Genomic DNA, 19,915 nt, shown 5'->3' on the forward strand with positions numbered 1-19,915 from the left:
GGGATCATAGGTGAACGAGCGGTGAACAGCCTCAGCGATCTCACAGCTGAGGGGCTAACGGGTGGTGTACGCCACGTCCGCGCTGAAGACCTCGAAGTTCAGCCGTTCGTACGTCTTCACGGCCTGCGAGTTATCGGCCTCGACGTAGAGCATCACCGTCGACGAGTTGCCCAGCCTTGCCGCGAGATGGTGCAGTCCGGCGAGCGTAAGCGTCGCACCGAGGCCCCTTCCCTGCGCCGCGGGATCCACTCCGACGACGTACACCTCGCCGAGGGAGGGCGAGTGCACCTTCGTCCAGTGGAAGCCGAGCAGGGCACCGCTGGAGTCGTCGAAGGCCAGGAACAACCCCGCCGGGTCGAACCACGACTCGGCCCGCCGCTCGGCGACGTCGGCCTCGGTCCACCCGCCCTGCTCCGGATGCCAGGAGAAGGCCGCGTTGTTGACCCGCAGCAGTTCGGCGTCGTCCTCGGGCCCGGCGTACGTGCGCAGCCGGACTCCGGGGGCCACCGACACCGCCGGCAGGTCGGCGAGAGACCGCCGCATCTGCCACAGCTCGCGCACGTTCTCCAGGTCGAGCGCCGCCGCCACGGCCCTGGCCGGTTCGAGGTTGCCGTGCGCCCAGACCCGGGTGCCCGCACCTCCCTCGGCGAGGCCGGCACGGATGAGGTCGCCCCCGATGCCGCGCCGCCGCGCCCCCGGGTGCACGACGGCCTCGGCCATGGCCGGCGCGTCGTCCGACGCCGGTGCCAGGTTGAGATAGCCGAGGACGTCGCCGTCCTCGGCTGCCACGAGATGCCGCGTCCGGTCGAGGGGAAGCTCGCGGAGCACGCCGTCGCCCACCGGGGCGACGCCGTCCTCGGCCGTGGCCGCGGCCACGACGTCCCGGATCCGCCGCTGGTCGTCCCCGGAGAGCGCCGGGCGCCACTCGATCACGTGGTGCGCAGTGGGTCGACGTACGCGTCGGACATGTCGTCCGAGGTCTCGTAGTCGTCGACGTCCTCGTCGGACAGCTCGGTGCCGGGCGCCGGGGGCCTGCCCCGTGCCGGACGGACGGCCTTGTAGCCGACGTTGCGCACGGTGCCGATCAACGATTCGTACTCGGGGCCCAGCTTGGCGCGCAGGCGTCGCACGTGGACGTCGACCGTGCGGGTGCCGCCGAAGAAGTCGTACCCCCACACCTCCTGCAGCAGCTGCGCCCGCGTGAAGACGCGCCCGGCGTGCTGCGCGAGGTACTTCAGCAGCTCGAATTCCTTATAGGTGAGGTCGAGGGGGCGGCCGCGGAGCCGAGCGGTGTAGGTGCCCTCGTCGATGACGAGTTCACCGAGGCTCACCTTGCCGACGCTTTCGTTGTCGGCCGCTCCGCCGCGGCGCCCCACCAGCAGGCGGAGCCGGGCGTCGATCTCCGCCGGGCCCGTGCTGGGAAGCAGGATCTCGTCGAGCCCCCACTCGGTGTTGACGGCCACCAGGCCACCCTCGTTCACGACGGCGACGACGGGCACCGACGTCCCGGTGCTGCCCAGCAGCCTGCACAGTCCACGCGCGGCCGCGAGATCGGTGCGTGCGTCGACGATCGCGACGTCGGCCGTCCCGGCCTCGAGCAGCGAGGACACCTCGGTGGGCGCCGAGCGCACCGTGTGGGCGAGCAGGGCGAGCGAGGGCAGGACCGATTCGGGTTGCGGGTCGACGGTCAGTAGCAATAGGTCCAACGGGTCCTCCATCATGGCCCCGGGTCCGCCACCGGCGTCGTCGACGGCGACACCGACTCCGACGAACGTCCGGTCACAGCCCAGATTCATGGCTGACACGCAGCCGTTACCGGTCAGCGATCGTCCAACGATAGCGTGCCACCTGCTGATTAGCCGCGTTGAACGAGCCGGTCACACTCCGCTCCCGCCCGCCGGCACATTCCCCGGTCGCTTCGCTCCTGCCCGCCGGGACATTCCCCGGTCGCTTCGCTCCTGCCCGCCGGCACGACCCGATACGCCACAATGTCCTCGTGCGCAGGCTGCTGATCGGGCTCATCGCGGTGGTGACGTCCCTCGTGGTCGCCGCGGTCGGCGTCGACTTCGGCGGGGCCATCTACGCCGAGTACCGCTGGGCGCGGAGCATCCGGACGGCCAATGACCTGGGCTTCGACCCGTGGGTCGGCATCCTGGGGTTCCCGTTCACGACCCAGGCGGCCGCACATCACTACCGCGAGGTCGAGGTCAGAGCCGGTGGGGTCCCGCACCCGGTGGTGGGCAAGGTGTCGCTCGAGTCGACGCTGCACGAGGTCGATCTCGGCGACTCCTGGCTGGTCGAGCCCGACTCTGTCTTGCCGGTCGGCAAGATCGAGAGCCGCATCATCGTCGACTCCACCCACCTCGGCCGGTTCATGAACATCAAGGACCTCCTCGTCGAGGCGCCGTCGCGGGAGACCAACGACGCGACCGGCGGGACCACCGAGTCCGGCATCTCGGACAGCCGCGGACTGGTGTTCACCGGCACCCCGACGGCGAGCGGGTTCATGGAGAAGGTCAGCATCGCCGTCGACCTGACGATGACCGGCGCGGACCGAAATACGATCGTCCTGACCCCGACCGGTGTGCTCACCGGACCCAACACCGCGGACCGCGAGGTTCCCGACGACGAGCGGACCGCGGTGCTCCAGGCGTTCACCGCCACCATCCCGGGGATGAAGCTGCCGTTCGGCGTGGCGCCCACCAGCGGCGGCGCGCGGGGCTCCGACATCATCGTCGAGGGCATAGCCGAGGGAGTGACCATGCCTCTGAATGGGTTCGATACGACATGAGTACCTCGGTGATCGTCGTCGTCGCGGTGCTGATCGCCGCGCTGGGCGTGGCCTACGTGATCGGCAAGCTGATCAGCCTGCGAGCCGGGATGATCAGGGACGGGGAGGCGGCGTCGAACGTCGACACCTCCGGTCTCGGCCTGTCCACCACCGGTCCCACCGTGCTGCACTTCACCGCGACGTGGTGCGGGCCGTGCGCCGCCGTCCGACGGGTGGTCGACGAGGTCTGCGCCGAACTGCCCGCGGTTGCCCACGTGGAGATCGACATGGACGACGACCCCGAGGCCGCCAAGCGACTTTCGGTGCTGTCCCTGCCGACGACCATCGTGTTCGACGCCGACGGCCGACCGAAGTTCCGCATCAGCGGCGTGCCGAAGGCCGCTGACCTGCGGACGGCTCTCGAACCGCTATTGGCTTGAGCACGGGGTCGTTGGGTAGGCTGTCGTTCGTGCCAACCCGCCGCGAGCCGATGCTCACCAAGCGCCGCGCAGTTGATCTGTGCCGCGTTGCGGGTTGTCGCTGTTGTTGTCGTAGCTGCTGAGTCGCCGCGCGTGTCCGTGCCGCACTCCGAGCAGCCCCCGCGGGCGTGCCCGCGATCCCCGATGACGACAGCGTCCCTAGGAGCATTCTCATGCCGAACCCGAACACCGACCAGGTAGACGTTCGCGGTCCCCGCTTCACAGCATGGGTCACCACGGTCGTCATCGTCGCCACCCTGCTCGCGTCGGCGTTCAGCCCCGCGGCCGCGGCGGTGCTCCTCGCCCTGCAGGCCGTGGTCTTCGCCATCGGCGCGGTCGGCGGACCCCGCCGCAATCCCTACGGCCGCGTGTTCGCCGCGGCGGTGGCACCGCGACTGGGCCCCGTCACCGACAGGGAACCGATCGCACCACTGAAGTTCGCGCAGGCCGTCGGCCTCGTGTTCGCGGTCATCGGCGCCGCGGGCTTCGCCTCCGGCCTGGTCGCGGTGGGCCTGGTCGCGACGGCGTTCGCACTGATCGCCGCCTTCCTCAACGCAGCCTTCGGCATCTGCCTGGGCTGCCAGCTGTACCCGCTCGTCGCACGCCTGCGCCGGGCATCCACCACCGCGTCAACACCCTCTCCAACGTCCTAACGCACCTCCCGAAAGGAAACACGTCATGGCACGTTCCGACGTCCTGGTCACCACCGAGTGGGCCGAGGACAACCTCGACGCCCCCAACACCGTCTTCGTCGAGGTCGACGAGGACACCAGCGCCTACGAGGGCGGGCACATCGCCGGCGCCGTACGGATCGACTGGAAGACCGAACTGCAGGACCCGGTGAAGCGCGACTTCGTCGATCAGCAGCAGTTCTCGAAGTTGCTGTCCGACAAGGGAATCGCCAACGACGACACGGTGATCCTCTACGGCGGCAACAACAACTGGTTCGCCGCCTACGCCTACTGGTACTTCAAGCTGTACGGCCACGAGAACGTCAAGCTGCTCGACGGCGGCCGCAAGAAGTGGGAACTCGACGGCCGCCCGCTGGTGACGGAGGTGCCCAACCGCAGCGCCACGTCGTACTCGGCCAAGGCGCCCAACAACGACATCCGCGCCTTCCGCGACGAGGTCATCGCCGCGATCGGTGAGAAGAACCTCGTCGACGTCCGGTCCCCCGACGAGTTCTCCGGCAAGATCCTCGCCCCGGCGCACCTGCCCCAGGAGCAGAGTCAGCGTGCCGGTCACATCCCCACCGCCATCAGCGTGCCGTGGAGCAAGGCGGCCAACGAGGACGGCACCTTCAAGTCCGACGACGACCTCGCCAAGCTCTACGCCGACGCCGGCCTGGACGGCGACAAGCTGACCATCGCCTACTGCCGCATCGGGGAGCGCTCGTCGCACACCTGGTTCGTGCTGCAGGAGTTGCTCGGACACAAGAACGTCAAGAACTACGACGGTAGTTGGACCGAATACGGCTCCCTCGTGGGAGCCCCGATCGAGTTGGGAAGCTGATATGTGCTCTGCACCGAAACAAGGACTGACGTTGCCCGCGGGCGTCGACCTCGAGAAGGAGACGGTGATCACCGGCCGCGTCGTCGACGGGTCGGGACAGACCGTCGGCGGTGCGTTCGTGCGCCTGCTCGACAGCAGCGACGAGTTCACCGCCGAGGTCGTGGCGTCGGCGACCGGTGACTTCCGGTTCTTCGCCGCGCCCGGCACGTGGACGCTGCGCGCGCTGTCCAAGGTCGGAAACGGCGACGCCACCGTCGCGCCGTCCGGCGCGGGCATCCACGAGGTCGACGTCAAGGTCGCCTGACCCGATCCGTTTCCCCTGCGCGGTGTGCGAGTGAGATATCCCGCACGCCCGCGGGGTGGAGCAGGTCGTGCCGGGTGAACCCGACGACTTAGACTCGAACCGTGATTCTGTTCTTCGAGTTGTTGCTCGTCGCGGCCGTCGTGGTCATCACGTGGTTCGCGCTGTACGCCGTGTACCGACTGATCACCGACGAGTGACGTCCGACCACGAGGCCGCGGGCCCCGACGACGCCGTCGACGCCCCGGGTGCGGTCCCGCCGCGTTCGGGTGACCGGGCCGTCGCCGAGGCGGCCGAACGCGCCAAGGAGACCGCGGTTCGCAACGTGCCGGGCTTCGACGACCTTCCCGGTCCGGCCGACACGGCCAACCTGCGCGAGGGCGTCAGCCTCAACGACGCCCTCCTCGCGCTGCTTCCCCTCGTCGGCGTGTGGCGCGGCGAGGGCACCGGCCACGACGCCGGTGGCGACTACCGCTTCGGTCAGCAGATCGTGGTCTCCCACGACGGCAACGACTACCTCAACTGGGAGTCGCGGTCGTGGCGGCTCACCGAGGACGGCGAGTTCGAGCGGCCCGACCTCCGCGAGACCGGCTTCTGGCGCTTCGTGAACGACCCCGCAGACCCGTCCGAATCCCAGGCCATCGAGCTGATGCTCGCGAACTCCGCGGGGTTCGTCGAGCTGTTCTACGGCCGGCCGCTCAATCAGGCCTCGTGGGAACTCGTCACCGACGCCCTGGCCCGCAGCAAGTCGGGCCTCCTCGTAGGAGGCGCCAAGCGGCTCTACGGCATCGTCGAGGGCGGCGACCTCGCCTACGTCGAGGAGCGGGTGGACGCCGACGGTGGTCTCGTACCGCACCTGTCCGCCCGGCTCGCGAGGTTCGTCGGTTGACGAACCGCACCGCGATGGCCGCCGCAGTCCTGGCAGCCGGCGTCCTCGCCGCGTGTTCGTCGGCACCGGCACCGGCACCCGAGCCCGAACCCACCACCACGCAGCCCGCGTCCGGTCACGGCGCGTACGCGAGCTGCCTCGCCGAGCACGGGATCTCGACCCCACCGGCCGGCCCGGCGGCATCTCCCGGCGTCGATCCGCAGACCTGGGCCACCGCGCAGCAGGCGTGCGCCGATAAGGCGCCCGGCCCCGCGAGCTGACGGCGCTAGGACATCAGCCGCGCCAGGAACGGCGTGGAGTCCGGGATCGACGCGAGCACGGTGCCGCTGTGGTCCTCGTCGGGGTAGACGTGCAACTCGACGGGTTGGCCGTTGGCGCGCATCGCCTCGTCCAACCTCAGTGACGACGAGGGCGGCACGTCGCGGTCGCGGAGACCGACGCCGAGGAACACCGGGCGGTCGTAGCCGCTCGTCGGGATCCCCATGTACTCGGTCAGGGCCGCTTCCGCCCCCGGCACCGACGCGAGCGTCGCGGTGAAGAACCCGCTCGGACGCGACGTCGCCAGCGCGGCGGCCAGATCCTGGTAGCAGAGCACTTCGGCGCGAGCGACGGCGTCGAGGCCGACGGGCGACAGGATGCGGTCGAGGTTCAGATCGGGGCGGGCCGCGCGGAACGCCGCGAGGATGTACGCCGAGTAGGCGTTGGCACCGGACCCGAGTTCGGGTGGGAGTGCCATGTCCGGTCCGGCCTTCCCGACGATCTCCTCGATGAAGGCGGGCGTTCCGGTGGCGACCGCTCCCCGGTAGTCCAGTCCGGAGCCGGCGCTGAACTCCGTGGCGTAGCGGGCTGTGCCGACGGCGCCCGCGCCGCCCTGGGACTGGCCGACCACCGCCCACCTGGGGGACAGCGGAAGCGCCATCCGGTGCGCGGCCACCACCGAGTCGACGACGCCGTGCGCGGTGCTGACGGTGTCGAGGTAGGCCATCACGCCCGGGGTGCCGAGACCGGCGTAGTCACTGGCGACGACCGCGTAGCCCTGGTCGAGCCAGTGCCCGAGGTAGGCGACGTCGCGCTCGTTGCGCGGGTGGGCGGACGGCGTGCAGTCGTCGCCGAGTCCGACGGTGCCGTGCGCCCAGGCCACGATGGGCCACCCGCCGTCGGGGGCCGCGCCGCGCGGGAGGAAGACCGCCGCCGTGCTGACCGCAGGTTGGTCCCGGGCGTCGACGGTCGAGTAGAGGAAGCGGTACGCCGAACCCGCGGCCGGCAGCGTCACGGCGGGGTCGAGGGGGACGCTCTCGACGAGGGTGCCGGGCGCGCCGATGGGGCCGGAGTAGTCGGAAGCGTTCAGCCCCGACCAGACCGGGGCCGCGGCGTGAGCGACGGGCGCCACCAGCGTCGACAGTGCCAGGAGCGCGGTCGTCAGGAGGATCGAGGTGCGGCGCATGGCACACACCCTAGGTGCAGACATGGAACGGCCCCCGAGCCGGTAAACCTAGGCGGACGGCCTAGGAGCTCGGGGGCCGGGTGACTGCTGGGAATTCGCCAGCGCACGCGATCGTCTCGATCTGCGCGTGGAGCGAGTGCTCCGTGCCAGGAATGACTCCCGGTGCTGCTAGCTAGCAGCCACCTCACATGTCCATATGTCACTAATGATTTCGGACCACCTCCCTTCTCGTGTACGAGCGAACTTACCCCCGAACGTGCGCGCCGACAACAACTTTTCGCTTCCCGCTCAATCGGTGGCGACGGCGAGGTCGACGAGGTACGCGACGTCGGCCGCCGCGGGCGCGGCACGTAGCGGCCGTCCGTCCAGCGTGTGCACCCGCGCGGCGAGCGTGACCGCCGACACCAGCCAGAGCCCTTGCGCCGCATCAAGATCGGCGATCCCGAGTGGTCCGTGCTCGCAACGCCAGCCTCGGCGGCGGGCGGCATCGAACAGTGCGTCAGCCGTCGTGCCGGGCAGGATCGCCGAGTCGAGCGGCGGGCTCAGCAGCACGCCCGGCTCGGGCGAGACGACCACCGTCGACCGGGCACCTTCGAGCACGTTTCCATCCGATCGAATCAGCATCGCATCGGACGCGCCCGCGCGCTCGGCCTGCCGTTGCGCGGCGGCGAACCTGCCGTAGGACAGCGACTTCGCGGTCGCCACCGACCACGGACCGGGGACCGCGTGGCCGGCGTCCAGTGTCACGACGGACACGCCGTCCCGGCGAGCGGCGACGACCCGGTCCGGCACCGCGGACACCGTCACGAACGCCACCGTCCCGCGCGTCGCCCGGCCGTACAGCAGACGCAACATCCCCTCGGCGTCCGGCCATGCACGGACCGCGACGTCGACCGCGGCCCGGAAGCGACCGACGTCGGGTGCGGGCAGTCCGGTGGTCGCGGCGGATGCGGCCAGGCGGCTCAGGTGGGCGTCCAGCAGGCACGCCCGGCCGTGCCGCACGAGCACCGTCTCGAAGACGCCGTCGCCCCGCGCGAGGACGGGGTCGTCCGGGTGCAGCACCGCAGCGCCGGGGTCGAGCAGATGGCCGTCGAGTCCCACCACGAGATCGGTGGCGCGACGTGGCGTCATGGCCGGGAACGATAGTGCCGGCTGCTCGTACAGTTGAGGCATGTCCGCTGTTCCCGCACCCGAATCAGGCCCAGACGCCGGCGCCACGTGGCACTACGGCGACCCACTCGGCGAGCAGCGCGCCGCGGCCGACGGCGTCGTGGTGGTGGACCGGTCGCATCGCGCCGTCCTGCGGCTCACCGGCAAGGACCGGCTGACGTGGTTGCACACCATCTCCAGTCAGCACGTCAGCGCCCTCGAGGACGGCGTCGTCACCGAGAACGCCAGCCTCGACGGCCAGGGGCGTGTGGAGGATCACTGGCTACAGGTCGACCTCGACGGGGTCACGTATCTCGACACCGAGTCGTGGCGCGGCGAACCGTTGCTGACCTTCCTGCGCAAGATGGTGTTCTGGTCGGAGGTGGTGGTCGAACCCGCCGACCTCGCGGTGCTGTCGCTGCTCGGGCCGGGGGCCGCCGCGCCCGAGGTGCTCGACGTCCTGGGCCTCGATGCGCTGCCGCAGCCATGGCGGGCCGTGCCGCTGGCCGAAGGGTTCGCCCGACGCACCTTCGACGGCGACGTCGACCTGCTCGTCCCCCGCGCCGAGGCGGCGGGCGTGATCCGCCGGCTGACGACCGCAGGGGTGCGACCTGCGGGGATGTGGACCTACGAGGCGCGGCGCGTGGCCGCGGTGCGGGCCCGGTTGGGCGTCGACACCGACGAGCGCACCATCCCCCACGAGATCGGCTGGATCGGCGGCCCGGGCGACGGGTCCGTCCACCTGGAGAAGGGCTGCTATCGCGGCCAGGAGACCGTCGCGCGGGTGCACAACCTGGGCAAACCGCCGCGGATGCTGGTCCTGCTGCAGCTCGACGGGTCGAGCGACCGGCCGTCGCCGGGTGATCCGGTGCTGGCCGGCGGGCGCGCCGTGGGCCGGTTGGGAACCGTCGTCGACCACGTCGACGAGGGGCCGGTGGCGCTGGCGCTGCTCAAGCGCGGCCTGCCCGCCGACACCGAACTCGTGACCGGCGGCGAGGCATCCGTCGCGGCCGTCATCGACCCCGACACCCTCCCCCTCGACGACCAGATCGGTGCAGGCCGACTGGCCGTGGATCGCCTGCGGGGCCGGACCAGGTGATCCCGCGGCCCGGCGGTACCGCTGGGCCGGGCCTGCCAGCGCGGAAGGATTGCGCACGGTAAGGTGTTGTCAGGACGATAGACACACTCAGATCGGAGCCGCCTGAATTTCGGGCCGCTCCGTTATTGCGCAAGGGGGTCCCCCATGGGCCGCGGCCGGGCGAAGGCGAAGCAGACGAAGGTCGCTCGCGACCTCAAGTACAGCTCGCCACAAACCGATTTCCAACGGTTACAGCAGGAACTGGGTGGCGGCTCCGGCTCCCCCGAGCCCGACACCCTCAACGGTGACGTCCCGGTAGACGACCGCTGGAGCGACGACGACGACTGGCGCCGCTAGCGTCATCGCGTCCCCGGGGGCAATGACCCCGGGTCCGGCTCCCCACTAGAAACGCGGGTGCTGCCCGACCAGTTGGGCGCGTGGCTCACCCTTGGCGCTCTTCGAGACGGTGCCGAGCGTCCAGCTGTCGACGTGGCGCGCGGTCAGGATGGCCAGAGCGCGGTCGGTGTCCTCCGCCGCGACGATGGCCACCATGCCGACGCCCATGTTGAACGTCTTCTCCATCTCGGCGCGGTCGACGCGTCCGCGGTGGCCGATCATGCCGAAGACCGGTGCGGGCGTCCACGTTCCGCGATCGATCTCGGCGGTGAGACCGTTGGGGATCACGCGTTCCAGGTTGCCCGCCAGGCCGCCGCCGGTGACGTGGCAGAACGTCCGCACCTGCGCCTCGGAGGCGAGTGCGAGGCAGTCCTTGGCGTAGATCCGCGTCGGCTCGAGCATCTCCTCGCCGAGCGTCCGGCCGAACTCCTCGACGTGGCCGGTGAGGCTCATCCGGTCGATCTCCAGCAGCACCCGGCGTGCCAGCGAATAGCCGTTCGAGTGCAGGCCCGTCGACGCCATGGCGATGACGACGTCCCCCGGCCGGACCCGGTCCGGTCCCAGCACGTCCTCGGCCTCCACGACGCCGATGCCGGTGGCCGACAGGTCGTAGTGGTCCGGTGACATCAGGCCGGGGTGTTCGGCCGTCTCACCGCCGAGCAGCGCGCATCCGGAGATGACGCAGCCGTTGGCGATGCCGGAGACGATCTCGGCGACGCGCTCGGGGACGGTGCGGCCGACGGCGATGTAGTCCTGCAGGAACAGCGGCTCGGCGCCACAGACCACGAGGTCGTCGACCACCATGGCCACCAGGTCGAGCCCGACGGTGTCGTGCTTGTCCATCGCCTGTGCGATCGCCAGCTTGGTGCCGACGCCGTCGGTCGACGACGCCAGCAGCGGCTCCCGGTAGTCGTTGCGCAGTGCGAAGAGGCCCGCGAACCCGCCCAGGCCGCCCCGTACCTCGGGACGGGTGGCGCGCTGCGCCAGGGGCTTGAAGAGTTCGACGGCTCGGTCGCCCGCCTCGATGTCAACGCCTGCCGCCGCGTATGAGGCGCTGTCTTCTCCCGCAGGTCGACCCTTGCTCGTCATCGAGGGCAAGGGTACCGGTCGCGCCACACCGGCGTCCCCGCGCCCATGTGACACGCTCAGCTCTCATGAACCGGATTCGCACCGCGGCCGTCCTCGCCGCACTGGCCTTGCCGATCGCCGCCGGACCCGCCGCGGCGACCCCGAACAGCGGCGTCGAGGCCACGGTCCTCGCACAGGCGACCGTCGACGGGGTTCAGTACGTCACCCGCCAACTGACGATTGCGCCCGGCGGCACGACGGGGTGGCACTGGCATCCCGGCCAGGTCTACGGGGTGATCCGGCAGGGCACGCTGACGCACTACTCGGCGAACTGCGAGATCGACGGCGTGTACGACGCGGGCGACCCGATCACCGAGGAGACGGGACCCGGATACGTCCACGTCGGCCGCAATCTGGGCTCCGAACCGCTGGTGATGTGGGTCGGCTACATCGTCCCGGAGGGCCAGCCGCTGGCGAATGACGCGCCCAACCCGGGGTGCCCCTTCGAGTAATCGGTTTGAACTACCCGCTCAGGGGTCATATCCCTACCCGACGAATGGAGGACGAGTGACGGACACGGAAACTCGCCGCTGCCTGGTGACGGGCGCTACTGGCTACATCGGCGGGCTTCTCGTACCGCAGCTCCTCAAGCACGGCCACACGGTGCGTGCCCTGGCGCGCACACCGGCCAAGATCGACGACGTTCCGTGGCGCGACCAGGTCGAGGTGGCCAAGGGCGACCTGAGCGACAGGGACTCCCTGACGGCGGCGTTCGCCGACGTCGACGTCGTCTACTACCTGGTGCACTCGATGGGCACGTCCTCGGACTTCGAGCGCGAGGAGGCACGGTCAGCCGACAACGTCGTCTACGCGGCCAAGGCCGCCGGCGTCTCGCGGATCGTCTACCTGTCGGGTCTGCACCCGCCGAACGCCGCCGACCTGTCGAAGCACCTGCGCTCGCGCACCACGGTCGGCGAGAAGCTGATCGCCTCGGGCATCGAGACGTTGGTCCTGCAGGCGGGCATCGTGATCGGCTCCGGTTCGGCGTCGTTCGAGATGATCCGCCACCTCACCGACCGGCTCCCGGTGATGACCGCGCCGCGGTGGGTGCACAACAAGGTGCAGCCGATCTCCATCGACGATGCGCTCTACTACCTCGTCGAGGCCGCGACCGCCACGGTGTCCGAGTCGCGCACGTGGGACATCGGGTCGCTCGACGTCCTCGAGTACGGCGATGCGATGCAGGTGTACGCCGACGCCGCGGGTCTGCGCCGGCGTCTGATCGTGGGCGTCCCGTTCCTGACGCCGACCATCGCGAGCCTGTGGGTGGGCCTGGTGACGCCGATCCCCGCCGGACTGGCGCGACCCCTCGTCCACTCGCTGGAGTGCGACGCGATCATGCACGAGCACGACATCGACGACGTCATCCCCCGCCCGCCCGGCGGTCTGACCGGTTACGACCAGGCTGTGCGCGACGCATTGAAGCAGGACGGCACGGCCGGACAGCGTGGTCGCCGCAGCATCATGCGCTTCAGTTCGCCTGCGTCGTAACGGCTTTCACGAACGGGTCCGTCGAGGCCGCGCCGAGCCTCAGGGGCGACGCAGCGCCGACGCGTTGTCGTTCGCGGACTGCAGCGGAATCCCGGTGCGGGCGGCCGTGGCGAGCATGTGCTCGATCACGTTCTTGCCCAGCGCGGTCTCGCCGGGCAGCTCGATCGGGTAGTCGCCGTCGAAGCAGGCCGAGCACAGTCGCGACGCCGGCTGCTCGGTGGCGGCGATCATGCCCTGCTGGCTGATGTAGCCCAGGCTGTCGGCGCCGATCGCGCGGCGTACGCCGTCGAGCATGTCCTGCTCGTCGGCGCTGTTGCTCGAGGCGTTGGCGATCAGCTCGGCCGGTGTCGCGAAGTCGATGCCGTAGAAGCAGGGCCAACGCACCGGCGGCGACGCGATCCGGACGTGCACCTCCAGCGCACCGGCCTCGCGGAGCATGCGGATCAACGCCCGCTGCGTGTTGCCGCGGACGATCGAGTCGTCCACGACGATCAGCCGTTTCCCGCGAATGACTTCCTTGAGCGGGTTCAGCTTCAGCCGGATGCCCAGCTGGCGGATGGTCTGCGAGGGCTGAATGAAGGTGCGGCCCACGTAGGCGTTCTTCATCAGGCCCTGACCGAACGGGATGCCCGACCCCTGCGCGTAGCCGACCGCTGCGGGCGTGCCGGATTCGGGAACGCCGATCACCAGGTCGGCCTCGACGGGCTTCTCCGCGGCCAGCCTGCGACCGATCTCGACGCGGGTGGCGTGGACGGACCGGCCGCCGATGACGCTGTCGGGCCGCGCCAGGTACACGTACTCGAAGACGCAACCCTTGGGCGTCGGGTTGGCGAAGCGGGTGGAGCGCACGCCGTCGGCGTCGATGGCCAGCAACTCTCCGGGCTCGATGTCGCGGACGAACGATGCGCCGACGATGTCGAGCGCGGCCGTCTCGGACGCGACGACCCAGCCGCGGTCGAGGCGGCCCAGCGACAGCGGGCGGACGCCGTGCGGGTCGCGCGCCGCGTAGAGCGTGTTCTCGTCCATCCACGTCAGGCAGAAGGCGCCGCGGACGGTCGGGAGCAGATCGAGGGCGGCCTGCTCCAGCGTGGAGTCGGCCGCACCGTGGGCGAGCAGGGCGCCCAGGACGTCGGAGTCGGTGGTGGCCGCTGCCGCGCCGCGGGTGTTGATCAACCCGGCGTCACGTGCCCTGGCCGCCAGTTCGGTGGTGTTGACGAGGTTGCCGTTGTGTCCCAGCGCGACGCCCGTGCCGGCGGCGGTGTTGCGGAACACCGGCTGGGCGTTCTCCCACGTGGTCGATCCGGTGGTCGAGTAGCGGCAGTGGCCGATCGCGACGTGACCCTCCATCGCGGCGAGCGTCTGCTCGTCGAACACCTGGCTGACGAGGCCGAGATCCTTGAACACCAGCACCTGTGAACCGTCAGCGACGGCGATGCCAGCAGCCTCCTGGCCCCTGTGCTGCAGGGCATAGAGGCCGTAGTACGTGAGCTTCGCCACGTCTTCGCCAGGGGCCCAGACGCCGAAGACGCCACACTCCTCGCGGGGCTCGTTCTCATCCAGTGCGGGCTGCTCGGCGGTCACGATCAGTCTGCTCCCTTGGGGCTGTGGGTGACGGCGCCAGTCTACGGTCTTCGGCCGCGCCGAGCGGAATCGGCGCGACATGTCACGTCCTCCGTCGGCGTGTTCAACGACGGATGCGCGTGTCGCCATTCCCCGGGTCGTGCTCAGGGTTTCTCGATGGTCACCAGCGGCAGCCACGCGGCGATCTCCCCCGCTCGCGATCCGGAGGCCCGAACGGTCCCCGTCGCCATCGCTGCGGGCACCGTCTGGAGCCCCGTCGCGAGCAACAACCAGGTGCGCGGGTCGGTCTCGACGACGTTGGGCGGCGTCCCCCTGGTGTGCTTGGGCCCGGCGATGCACTGCACGGCGACGAACGGCGGGATGCGGACCTCGACGCTGGCTCCGGGGGCCGTCGCGGCGAGGGTGCGGGCCGTCAGTCGTACGGCCTCGGCGAGGGCGCTGCGCTCGGGCGCGGGCACGGTCTCGTCGCGCAGCCAGGGGGCCAGTGCGGCGACGGCCTCGCGGGTCTTCGCGGGGTCCGCGACGTTTCGGGGGGCCATGCGTCGAGTGTTCCAAAGGTCCGTCCCGTCGTGACGCTTGACCTCAAGTCGCGTTGAGGTCCTACCGTCGCGACATGTCATTCAGACCACACGAAGTCGAGTACCTCGAGCGCGCCGATCTGGGCCGGCTCGCCACCGTGAAGCCGGACGGGACGCCGCAGAACAGTCCGGTCGGGTTCACCTACAACGACGCCCTCGGCACCATCGACGTGTCCGGGTACCGCATGTCCTCGAGCCGCAAGTACCGCAACGTGGGCGTGAATACGTCGGTGGCGTTCGTCGTCGACGACATCGCCTCGCGCGACCCGTGGCGGGTGCGCTGCCTGGAGATCCGCGGCACCGCGACCCAGGTCCGGCTCGACTCGGCGCCGAGCGAACCCAACGGCGACGCCCTCGACACCGCGATCATCCGGATCACGCCGACGCGCATCATCGGCTTCGGCATCGACGATCTGGAGACCGAGCCGCACCTGATGACGGCGGACGCCCGCGACGTCTAGCGGCGTCGCTGAACCCACAGCGCCGCAACGGCTCCCGCCTCGTTGACGGCGAGGTGCGCGAGCATCGACGCGGCGAGGCTGCCCGACCTCCCGTAGAGCCAGCCGAACGCCAAGCCCGCCACCCCGGTGACGGCGACCGTGCCCACGACGGACTCGCCGGCCGACCGCGCATCGGCGACGTGCTTGCCGCCGAACGTCGCGGCCTGAAGCACCAGCCCCCAGCGCCTGCCGAAGGCCGCATCGGTCAGGGTGCCGAGCGCGCCACGGAACGCGGCCTCCTCGCTCCAGACGGTGCCCATCGGGATCCGCCACAGCAGCCACTCGAGGGTGGGCGCAGGCAGCTCGCGCGCGGCCATCCCGCGGCGGACGGCGGGGATCCGCGTCGAACCGGCCACGGCTGCGGAGACGACGGCCGCCAAAGGCACCCCGTAGCGGAGTCCGGACCACAGCCGGGGTGGGGCCAGGCCGAGTCGTGCCCGGGTGCCGCGCACCAGAACCCCTGCGAGGACGGCCTGCACCACAGCCTGCGGGCGCGGCGGGACCCTCGGGGCGACGAACGCGCTCCACGCGAGCAGCGCGGCCGCGAGAGCCAGTGCGCGCAGCCTCCGCATCAGTACTCCGGGTTGCCGGGCGTGTGGGACTGCTCGATGGACACCCGCACGCGCTCGGTGTCCTCGGCGGTCCAACCGTCGGGTGCGATGACCGCAGCCCACCCGTCGAGCACCGAGTCGCCGTAGTTGTGGCCGTGCCCGCCCGGCACCCCGGACGCGTTGGTCATGTCGGCACTCACCTGCCAGAACGTGACGATCGGGTACCAGCGCATCGAGGACGTGCGATCTGCACCCGGCGGCTCGACCAGCCAATCGGGCCGGGAGAAGACGAGATTCGGCGACCACCAGACGATCGGGTCGGATGCGTGCTGCAGGAACAGCACTCGCGTGCCGTCCCACGGTCCGGCGGCGATGCGGGCGATGTCGTCGGAGTCGGCGGCCTGGGAGAAGCGGACCGTGCGCCCGTTGTCGTAGCGCGGCTCGACCTCCCGGCTGCCCGGGTCGCGGCGCGTGACGAGCCCGCTCCAGAGCGAACTCTCGTGTGGCGGTCCGACCCACAGCACCGCGGAGAAGCCCATTTTCGCGATGTCGGGCAGCCAGGCGAATGCGCCCTGTCCGGCCATCGAGCCCAGGCTTTCGCCGTAGAGCACCAGCTCGGGTCTGCGATCCGGTGGCAGCCGGGCCCACCGATCGTGGACGGCGTCGACGAGCATCCGGCCGGATTCGATCGACTTGTCCTGGTCGCCGAGAAAGGAGATCCAGCTCGGCAGGTACGAGTACTGGACGGCGACCATCGCGGTGTCGCCGTTGTACATCGTCTCGATCGCCCGCGCCGCAACGGGATTGACCCACCCGGTGCCCGTCGTTGGGACTATCACGAGCAGCTTGCGGTCGAAGGCGCCGGTGCGCTCCAGTTCGCGGATCAGGACGTCCATCCGCCCGGCGTCGTCGTCGGCGGTCTGCAGACCGGCGTACACCCGGATCGGCTCCTTGGCCGGCCGGCCGTTGATGCGCACCAGTTCGTCGACGTCGGGTCCGGTGGCGACGAAGTTGCGGCCCTGATAGCCGAGCGTGTCCCACGGCGCGAACGAGTCCGGGCTGCCCGACCTCTCGGGAGCGTCCGGCTGGGCGACGCCGTCACGCGTCGTCGAGTTCTGGGGCTGGAAGACCGCGCTCGCGCCGGCGAGGAACCCGCGGAAGAGGACACCGTTGACCATCGTGACGAGGAGGACGACCACGATGGACGCGCCGATGAGGAACGCCATCTCGTGGTGCAGGTGCCATCGGCGGATGAGCATGCGCGCCAGCACCTTCGAGGCGTCGAGAATGATCCGCGAGACACCGATGCAGGCTGCGCCGACGGCCACCGACGCGATCAGCGTGCGCAGGTAGGCCGACGTCTCGGGCCCCTCGATGCCCATCAGTGCCGACACCTGACGCTGCCACGCCGACGCGCGGACGAGCATCAGCAGCGCCGCGACGATCGAGAGGGCGACGACCGCGACCTTGACACGGTTCAGGATGCGGGTGGGTGGCGGCCACCACCGTCGGTGCCGGAGCACGACGCGGTGGAGGAACTTCCCGACGAGTACGCCGATGGCGTAGCCGATGGACGCGTTGACCCCGCCGATGAGGCCCTGGAACAGCCAGTCCCGGGGCAGCAGCGAGGGGGTCAGCGAGAGGCAGAAGAACAGGGCACCGAAGGGGACGCCGACGAAGTCGAGGCGGATCAGTCCCCAGGCCCAGATCAGAAGGGGGTGTCGTGTGGTGGCCGGGGGCCTCACCCGAACAGCCTGGGCAGCACGCCCTCCGACGTGCTCCGCAACTCGTCAAGACTGACCGTGAACTGGCCCTGCACCTCGACGGCGTCGCTCCCGTCGTCGACGACGCCGATCCGCTCGGCCGGCAGTCCGCGCGCCTCGCACATCGCGCGGAACCTGCTCTCCTCGGTGCGCGGGACGGCGACGAGCACGCGGCCCGTCGACTCCGAGAACAGGAACGCGAAGGGGTCGACGTCCTCGGGAAGGATGAGCCGGCAACCTGTTTCGCCGGCCAGCGCCGCCTCCACGACGGTTTGGATGAGGCCGCCCTCGCTGACGTCGTGGGCGGCCGAGACCAGTCCGTCGCGTGACGCCGAGATCAGCACCTCGGAGAGCAGCTTCTCGCGGTCGAGGTCGACGGTCGGCGGCATCCCTCCCAGGTGGTCGGCGGTGACCTGCGCCCAGATCGAGCCGTCGAACTCGTCGCGGGTGTCGCCCAGCAGCATCAGCGTCTCACCGGGCTCGACGCCCAGGCCGGTCGGGATGCGCCGCGCGACGTCGTCGAGGACGCCGAGGACACCGACCACGGGGGTCGGGTGGATCGCGGTGGTGCCGGTCTGGTTGTAGAAGCTCACGTTGCCGCCGGTGACCGGAATACCCAGCGTCACACAGCCATCCGCCAGACCGCGGACGGCCTGGCTGAACTGCCACATGACGGCGGGGTCCTCGGGCGAGCCGAAGTTCAGGCAGTTGGTGACGGCGATCGGGGTGGCGCCGGTGACCGCGACGTTGCGGTAGGCCTCGGCGAGGGCGAGCTGCGCGCCGGTGTACGGATCGAGCTTGGTGTACCGACCGGAGGCGTCGGTGGCGATGGCGATGCCGCGGCCGGTGCGCTCGTCGATGCGGATGACGCCGCCGTCGGCGTGCTCGGCGAGGACGGTGTTGCCGCGCACGTAGCGGTCGTACTGCTCGGTGATGAAGGCGCGGCTGCACAGGTGCGGGCTGCCCAGCAGCTCGAGCAGCGTGGCGCGCAACTCCTCGCCCGTGGCGGGCCTCGGCAGGTGCGCGGTGGTGTCGGCGTTGAGCCGGTCCTGGGTGTCCGGCCGCTCGACGGGGCGCTCGTACACCGGACCCTCGTGGGCGACGGTGCGCGGCGGCACGTCGACGACGGTCTCGCCGTGCCAGGTGATCTCGAGGCGGTCGCCGTCGGTGACCTCACCGATGACGGTGGCGAGCACCTCCCACTTGCGGCACACCGCCATGAACTTCTCGACGTTCTCGGGTGCGACGACGGCGCACATGCGTTCCTGCGACTCGCTCGACAGGATCTCCGCCGGCGTCATGTTCTCCGCGCGCAGGGCCACCTTGTCCAGCTCGATGGACATGCCGCCATCGCCGGCTGCGGCGAGTTCGGACGTCGCACAGGACAATCCGGCTCCACCGAGGTCCTGGATGCCGATGACCAGGCCGGCCGCATACAGCTCGAGGCAGCACTCGATGAGGACCTTCTCCATGAAGGGGTCGCCCACCTGCACGCTCGGCAGCTTCTTGCGGCCGGGACCCTCGCCCTCGTCGCCGCCGAAGGTCTCGCTCGCGAGCACCGAGACGCCGCCGATGCCGTCCAGGCCGGTCCGCGCGCCGAACAGGATGATCTTGTTGCCGGCGCCGGAGGCGAACGCGAGGTGCAGATCCTCGGTGCGCAGCGCGCCGACACAGAGCGCGTTGACGAGCGGGTTGCCCGCGTAGCAGGGGTCGAAGACCGTCTCGCCGCCGATGTTGGGCAGCCCCAGCGAGTTCCCGTAGCCGCCGACGCCACGCACCACGCCGTCGAGGACGCGACGGGTGTCGGGCGCGTCGGCAGCGCCGAACCGGAGCTGGTCCATCACCGCGACGGGCCGGGCGCCCATCGCCATGATGTCGCGGACGATGCCGCCGACACCGGTGGCCGCACCCTGGTAGGGCTCGACGTAGGACGGGTGGTTGTGCGACTCCACCTTGAAGGTGACGGCCCAGCCGTCACCGATGTCGACCACGCCGGCGTTCTCTCCGATGCCCGCGAGCATCGAGGAACGCATGGCCTCGGTGGTCGTCTCACCGAAGTAGCGCAGGTGCACCTTGGAGGACTTGTACGAGCAGTGCTCGCTCCACATGACCGAGTACATCGCGAGTTCGGCGTCGGTGGGTCGGCGGCCGAGGATCTCGCGGATCCGGTCGTACTCGTCGTCCTTGAGCCCGAGCTCGCGGAACGGCTGCGGCTGGTCGGGGCTCGCCGAGGCGAGCGACACGGAATCGACGGTCTGGCCGTCGACGTTGCGGGCACCGGCTGCTTCGGTCGTCACGGAGACAG

23 protein-coding genes are annotated in these 19,915 nt (G+C 70.4%); 13 read left to right on the forward strand and 10 right to left on the reverse strand.

Going from position 1 to position 19,915, the window contains the following annotated elements:
* Positions 1-54 precede the first annotated feature (54 nt).
* Together mshD and G6N64_RS00275 are read right to left on the reverse strand one after the other, a co-directional pair.
* Complete coding sequence (gene mshD / locus G6N64_RS00270) at positions 55-930, reverse strand: mycothiol synthase (RefSeq protein ID WP_163801333.1); 876 nt, start codon at positions 928-930, stop codon at positions 55-57.
* On the reverse strand, positions 930-1,706 hold the full coding sequence (locus tag G6N64_RS00275) for a winged helix-turn-helix transcriptional regulator (protein ID WP_163801334.1): 777 nt from the start codon (positions 1,704-1,706) through the stop codon (positions 930-932). The genes mshD and G6N64_RS00275 overlap by 1 nt, the downstream gene beginning before the upstream one ends.
* 272 nt (positions 1,707-1,978) lie before the next feature.
* Between G6N64_RS00275 and lmeA the strand changes: the two genes are divergently transcribed.
* From lmeA to G6N64_RS00310, 8 genes are all read left to right on the forward strand, one after another.
* Positions 1,979-2,791, forward strand: a complete 813-nt coding sequence (gene lmeA / locus G6N64_RS00280; protein WP_174266903.1) for a mannan chain length control protein LmeA — start codon at positions 1,979-1,981, stop codon at positions 2,789-2,791.
* Positions 2,788-3,210 carry a thioredoxin family protein gene (locus tag G6N64_RS00285; protein ID WP_163795073.1) on the forward strand — a complete coding sequence of 141 codons (423 nt, stop codon included), beginning with the start codon at positions 2,788-2,790 and terminating at the stop codon, positions 3,208-3,210. Before lmeA ends, G6N64_RS00285 begins: the two co-directional genes overlap by 4 nt.
* A 29-nt stretch (positions 3,211-3,239) precedes the next feature.
* Positions 3,240-3,332 carry an Ms5788A family Cys-rich leader peptide gene (locus G6N64_RS30670; RefSeq protein WP_409370713.1) on the forward strand — a complete coding sequence of 31 codons (93 nt, stop codon included), beginning with the start codon at positions 3,240-3,242 and terminating at the stop codon, positions 3,330-3,332.
* Between the two features lie 90 nt (positions 3,333-3,422).
* Complete coding sequence (locus G6N64_RS00290) at positions 3,423-3,902, forward strand: DUF4395 domain-containing protein (RefSeq protein WP_163795075.1); 480 nt, start codon at positions 3,423-3,425, stop codon at positions 3,900-3,902.
* A gap of 25 nt (positions 3,903-3,927) precedes the next feature.
* Positions 3,928-4,761 carry a sulfurtransferase gene (locus G6N64_RS00295; RefSeq protein WP_163795077.1) on the forward strand — a complete coding sequence of 278 codons (834 nt, stop codon included), beginning with the start codon at positions 3,928-3,930 and terminating at the stop codon, positions 4,759-4,761.
* Position 4,762: 1 nt separating this feature from the next.
* Positions 4,763-5,065: a DUF1416 domain-containing protein gene (locus G6N64_RS00300; protein WP_070355064.1), complete on the forward strand. Its 303-nt coding sequence runs from the start codon at positions 4,763-4,765 to the stop codon at positions 5,063-5,065.
* Between the two features lie 193 nt (positions 5,066-5,258).
* Entirely contained in the window at positions 5,259-5,951 is a 693-nt protein-coding gene (locus G6N64_RS00305; RefSeq protein ID WP_163795080.1) for a heme-binding beta-barrel domain-containing protein, read from the forward strand.
* Positions 5,948-6,211, forward strand: a complete 264-nt coding sequence (locus tag G6N64_RS00310; RefSeq protein ID WP_163795082.1) for a hypothetical protein — start codon at positions 5,948-5,950, stop codon at positions 6,209-6,211. Before G6N64_RS00305 ends, G6N64_RS00310 begins: the two co-directional genes overlap by 4 nt.
* Before the next feature lie 5 nt (positions 6,212-6,216).
* On the opposite strand, the gene G6N64_RS00315 is transcribed toward G6N64_RS00310, so the two are convergent.
* A complete protein-coding gene (locus G6N64_RS00315) occupies positions 6,217-7,395 on the reverse strand; it encodes an alpha/beta hydrolase family protein (protein ID WP_163795084.1) in 1,179 nt (392 codons plus the stop codon).
* Between the two features lie 288 nt (positions 7,396-7,683).
* Positions 7,684-8,526: an aminodeoxychorismate lyase gene (locus tag G6N64_RS00320; protein ID WP_163795086.1), complete on the reverse strand. Its 843-nt coding sequence runs from the start codon at positions 8,524-8,526 to the stop codon at positions 7,684-7,686.
* A gap of 40 nt (positions 8,527-8,566) precedes the next feature.
* Between G6N64_RS00320 and ygfZ the strand changes: the two genes are divergently transcribed.
* Positions 8,567-9,643, forward strand: a complete 1,077-nt coding sequence (gene ygfZ, locus G6N64_RS00325) for a CAF17-like 4Fe-4S cluster assembly/insertion protein YgfZ (RefSeq protein ID WP_163795088.1) — start codon at positions 8,567-8,569, stop codon at positions 9,641-9,643.
* Between the two features lie 144 nt (positions 9,644-9,787).
* Positions 9,788-9,979 (forward strand): DUF3073 domain-containing protein, encoded by a 192-nt coding sequence (locus G6N64_RS00330; RefSeq protein WP_163795090.1) that lies wholly within the window; start codon positions 9,788-9,790, stop codon positions 9,977-9,979.
* 45 nt (positions 9,980-10,024) lie between these two features.
* Here G6N64_RS00330 and purM read toward each other — a convergent pair whose 3' ends face one another.
* Positions 10,025-11,107: a phosphoribosylformylglycinamidine cyclo-ligase gene (purM, locus tag G6N64_RS00335; RefSeq protein WP_163795092.1), complete on the reverse strand. Its 1,083-nt coding sequence runs from the start codon at positions 11,105-11,107 to the stop codon at positions 10,025-10,027.
* Between the two features lie 65 nt (positions 11,108-11,172).
* Between purM and G6N64_RS00340 the strand changes: the two genes are divergently transcribed.
* Together G6N64_RS00340 and G6N64_RS00345 are read left to right on the forward strand one after the other, a co-directional pair.
* Positions 11,173-11,598 carry a cupin domain-containing protein gene (locus G6N64_RS00340; protein WP_163795094.1) on the forward strand — a complete coding sequence of 142 codons (426 nt, stop codon included), beginning with the start codon at positions 11,173-11,175 and terminating at the stop codon, positions 11,596-11,598.
* A gap of 55 nt (positions 11,599-11,653) precedes the next feature.
* Positions 11,654-12,637 carry an NAD(P)H-binding protein gene (locus G6N64_RS00345; RefSeq protein ID WP_246230867.1) on the forward strand — a complete coding sequence of 328 codons (984 nt, stop codon included), beginning with the start codon at positions 11,654-11,656 and terminating at the stop codon, positions 12,635-12,637.
* Positions 12,638-12,676: 39 nt separating this feature from the next.
* On the opposite strand, the gene purF is transcribed toward G6N64_RS00345, so the two are convergent.
* Both purF and G6N64_RS00355 read right to left on the reverse strand, forming a co-directional pair.
* Positions 12,677-14,218, reverse strand: coding sequence for an amidophosphoribosyltransferase (gene purF / locus G6N64_RS00350; RefSeq protein ID WP_163795097.1), 1,542 nt, complete (start codon positions 14,216-14,218; stop codon positions 12,677-12,679).
* Between the two features lie 143 nt (positions 14,219-14,361).
* Positions 14,362-14,757: a sterol carrier family protein gene (locus G6N64_RS00355; protein ID WP_163795099.1), complete on the reverse strand. Its 396-nt coding sequence runs from the start codon at positions 14,755-14,757 to the stop codon at positions 14,362-14,364.
* A 74-nt stretch (positions 14,758-14,831) separates the two neighbouring features.
* On the opposite strand from G6N64_RS00355, the gene G6N64_RS00360 reads away from it, so the two are divergent.
* Positions 14,832-15,257 carry a PPOX class F420-dependent oxidoreductase gene (locus G6N64_RS00360; protein WP_163795101.1) on the forward strand — a complete coding sequence of 142 codons (426 nt, stop codon included), beginning with the start codon at positions 14,832-14,834 and terminating at the stop codon, positions 15,255-15,257.
* On the opposite strand, the gene G6N64_RS00365 is transcribed toward G6N64_RS00360, so the two are convergent.
* Genes G6N64_RS00365 through purL form a run of 3 tightly spaced genes read right to left on the reverse strand, consistent with a single transcriptional unit; the run spans position 15,254 to position 19,907 of the window.
* Positions 15,254-15,868 (reverse strand): Rv0804 family intramembrane glutamic endopeptidase, encoded by a 615-nt coding sequence (locus G6N64_RS00365; RefSeq protein ID WP_163795103.1) that lies wholly within the window; start codon positions 15,866-15,868, stop codon positions 15,254-15,256. The genes G6N64_RS00360 and G6N64_RS00365 overlap by 4 nt on opposite strands.
* Positions 15,868-17,592 carry an alpha/beta hydrolase gene (locus tag G6N64_RS00370; RefSeq protein ID WP_163795105.1) on the reverse strand — a complete coding sequence of 575 codons (1,725 nt, stop codon included), beginning with the start codon at positions 17,590-17,592 and terminating at the stop codon, positions 15,868-15,870. Before G6N64_RS00370 ends, G6N64_RS00365 begins: the two co-directional genes overlap by 1 nt.
* A complete protein-coding gene (gene purL, locus G6N64_RS00375) occupies positions 17,589-19,907 on the reverse strand; it encodes a phosphoribosylformylglycinamidine synthase subunit PurL (protein ID WP_163795108.1) in 2,319 nt (772 codons plus the stop codon). Before purL ends, G6N64_RS00370 begins: the two co-directional genes overlap by 4 nt.
* Between the last annotated feature and the right edge of the window lie 8 nt (positions 19,908-19,915).

The organism is Mycolicibacterium sediminis (genome assembly GCF_010731735.1).
GTDB classification, from domain to species: domain Bacteria; phylum Actinomycetota; class Actinomycetes; order Mycobacteriales; family Mycobacteriaceae; genus Mycobacterium; species Mycobacterium sediminis.

What these genes read in the sequence shown, in the direction of transcription:
- G6N64_RS00365 (WP_163795103.1), bottom strand. Translation starts at nt 15,868, where the DNA reads ATGCGGAGGCTGCGCGCACTGGCTCTCGCGGCCGCGCTGCTCGCGTGG.
- G6N64_RS00320 (WP_163795086.1), bottom strand. Translation starts at nt 8,526, where the DNA reads ATGACGCCACGTCGCGCCACCGATCTCGTGGTGGGACTCGACGGCCAT.
- G6N64_RS00290 (WP_163795075.1), top strand. Translation starts at nt 3,423, where the DNA reads ATGCCGAACCCGAACACCGACCAGGTAGACGTTCGCGGTCCCCGCTTC.
- G6N64_RS00295 (WP_163795077.1), top strand. Translation starts at nt 3,928, where the DNA reads ATGGCACGTTCCGACGTCCTGGTCACCACCGAGTGGGCCGAGGACAAC.
- G6N64_RS00315 (WP_163795084.1), bottom strand. Translation starts at nt 7,395, where the DNA reads ATGCGCCGCACCTCGATCCTCCTGACGACCGCGCTCCTGGCACTGTCG.
- purM (WP_163795092.1), bottom strand. Translation starts at nt 11,107, where the DNA reads ATGACGAGCAAGGGTCGACCTGCGGGAGAAGACAGCGCCTCATACGCG.
- G6N64_RS00355 (WP_163795099.1), bottom strand. Translation starts at nt 14,757, where the DNA reads ATGGCCCCCCGAAACGTCGCGGACCCCGCGAAGACCCGCGAGGCCGTC.
- ygfZ (WP_163795088.1), top strand. Translation starts at nt 8,567, where the DNA reads ATGTCCGCTGTTCCCGCACCCGAATCAGGCCCAGACGCCGGCGCCACG.
- G6N64_RS00330 (WP_163795090.1), top strand. Translation starts at nt 9,788, where the DNA reads ATGGGCCGCGGCCGGGCGAAGGCGAAGCAGACGAAGGTCGCTCGCGAC.
- G6N64_RS00360 (WP_163795101.1), top strand. Translation starts at nt 14,832, where the DNA reads ATGTCATTCAGACCACACGAAGTCGAGTACCTCGAGCGCGCCGATCTG.
- G6N64_RS00300 (WP_070355064.1), top strand. Translation starts at nt 4,763, where the DNA reads ATGTGCTCTGCACCGAAACAAGGACTGACGTTGCCCGCGGGCGTCGAC.
- G6N64_RS00340 (WP_163795094.1), top strand. Translation starts at nt 11,173, where the DNA reads ATGAACCGGATTCGCACCGCGGCCGTCCTCGCCGCACTGGCCTTGCCG.
- G6N64_RS00285 (WP_163795073.1), top strand. Translation starts at nt 2,788, where the DNA reads ATGAGTACCTCGGTGATCGTCGTCGTCGCGGTGCTGATCGCCGCGCTG.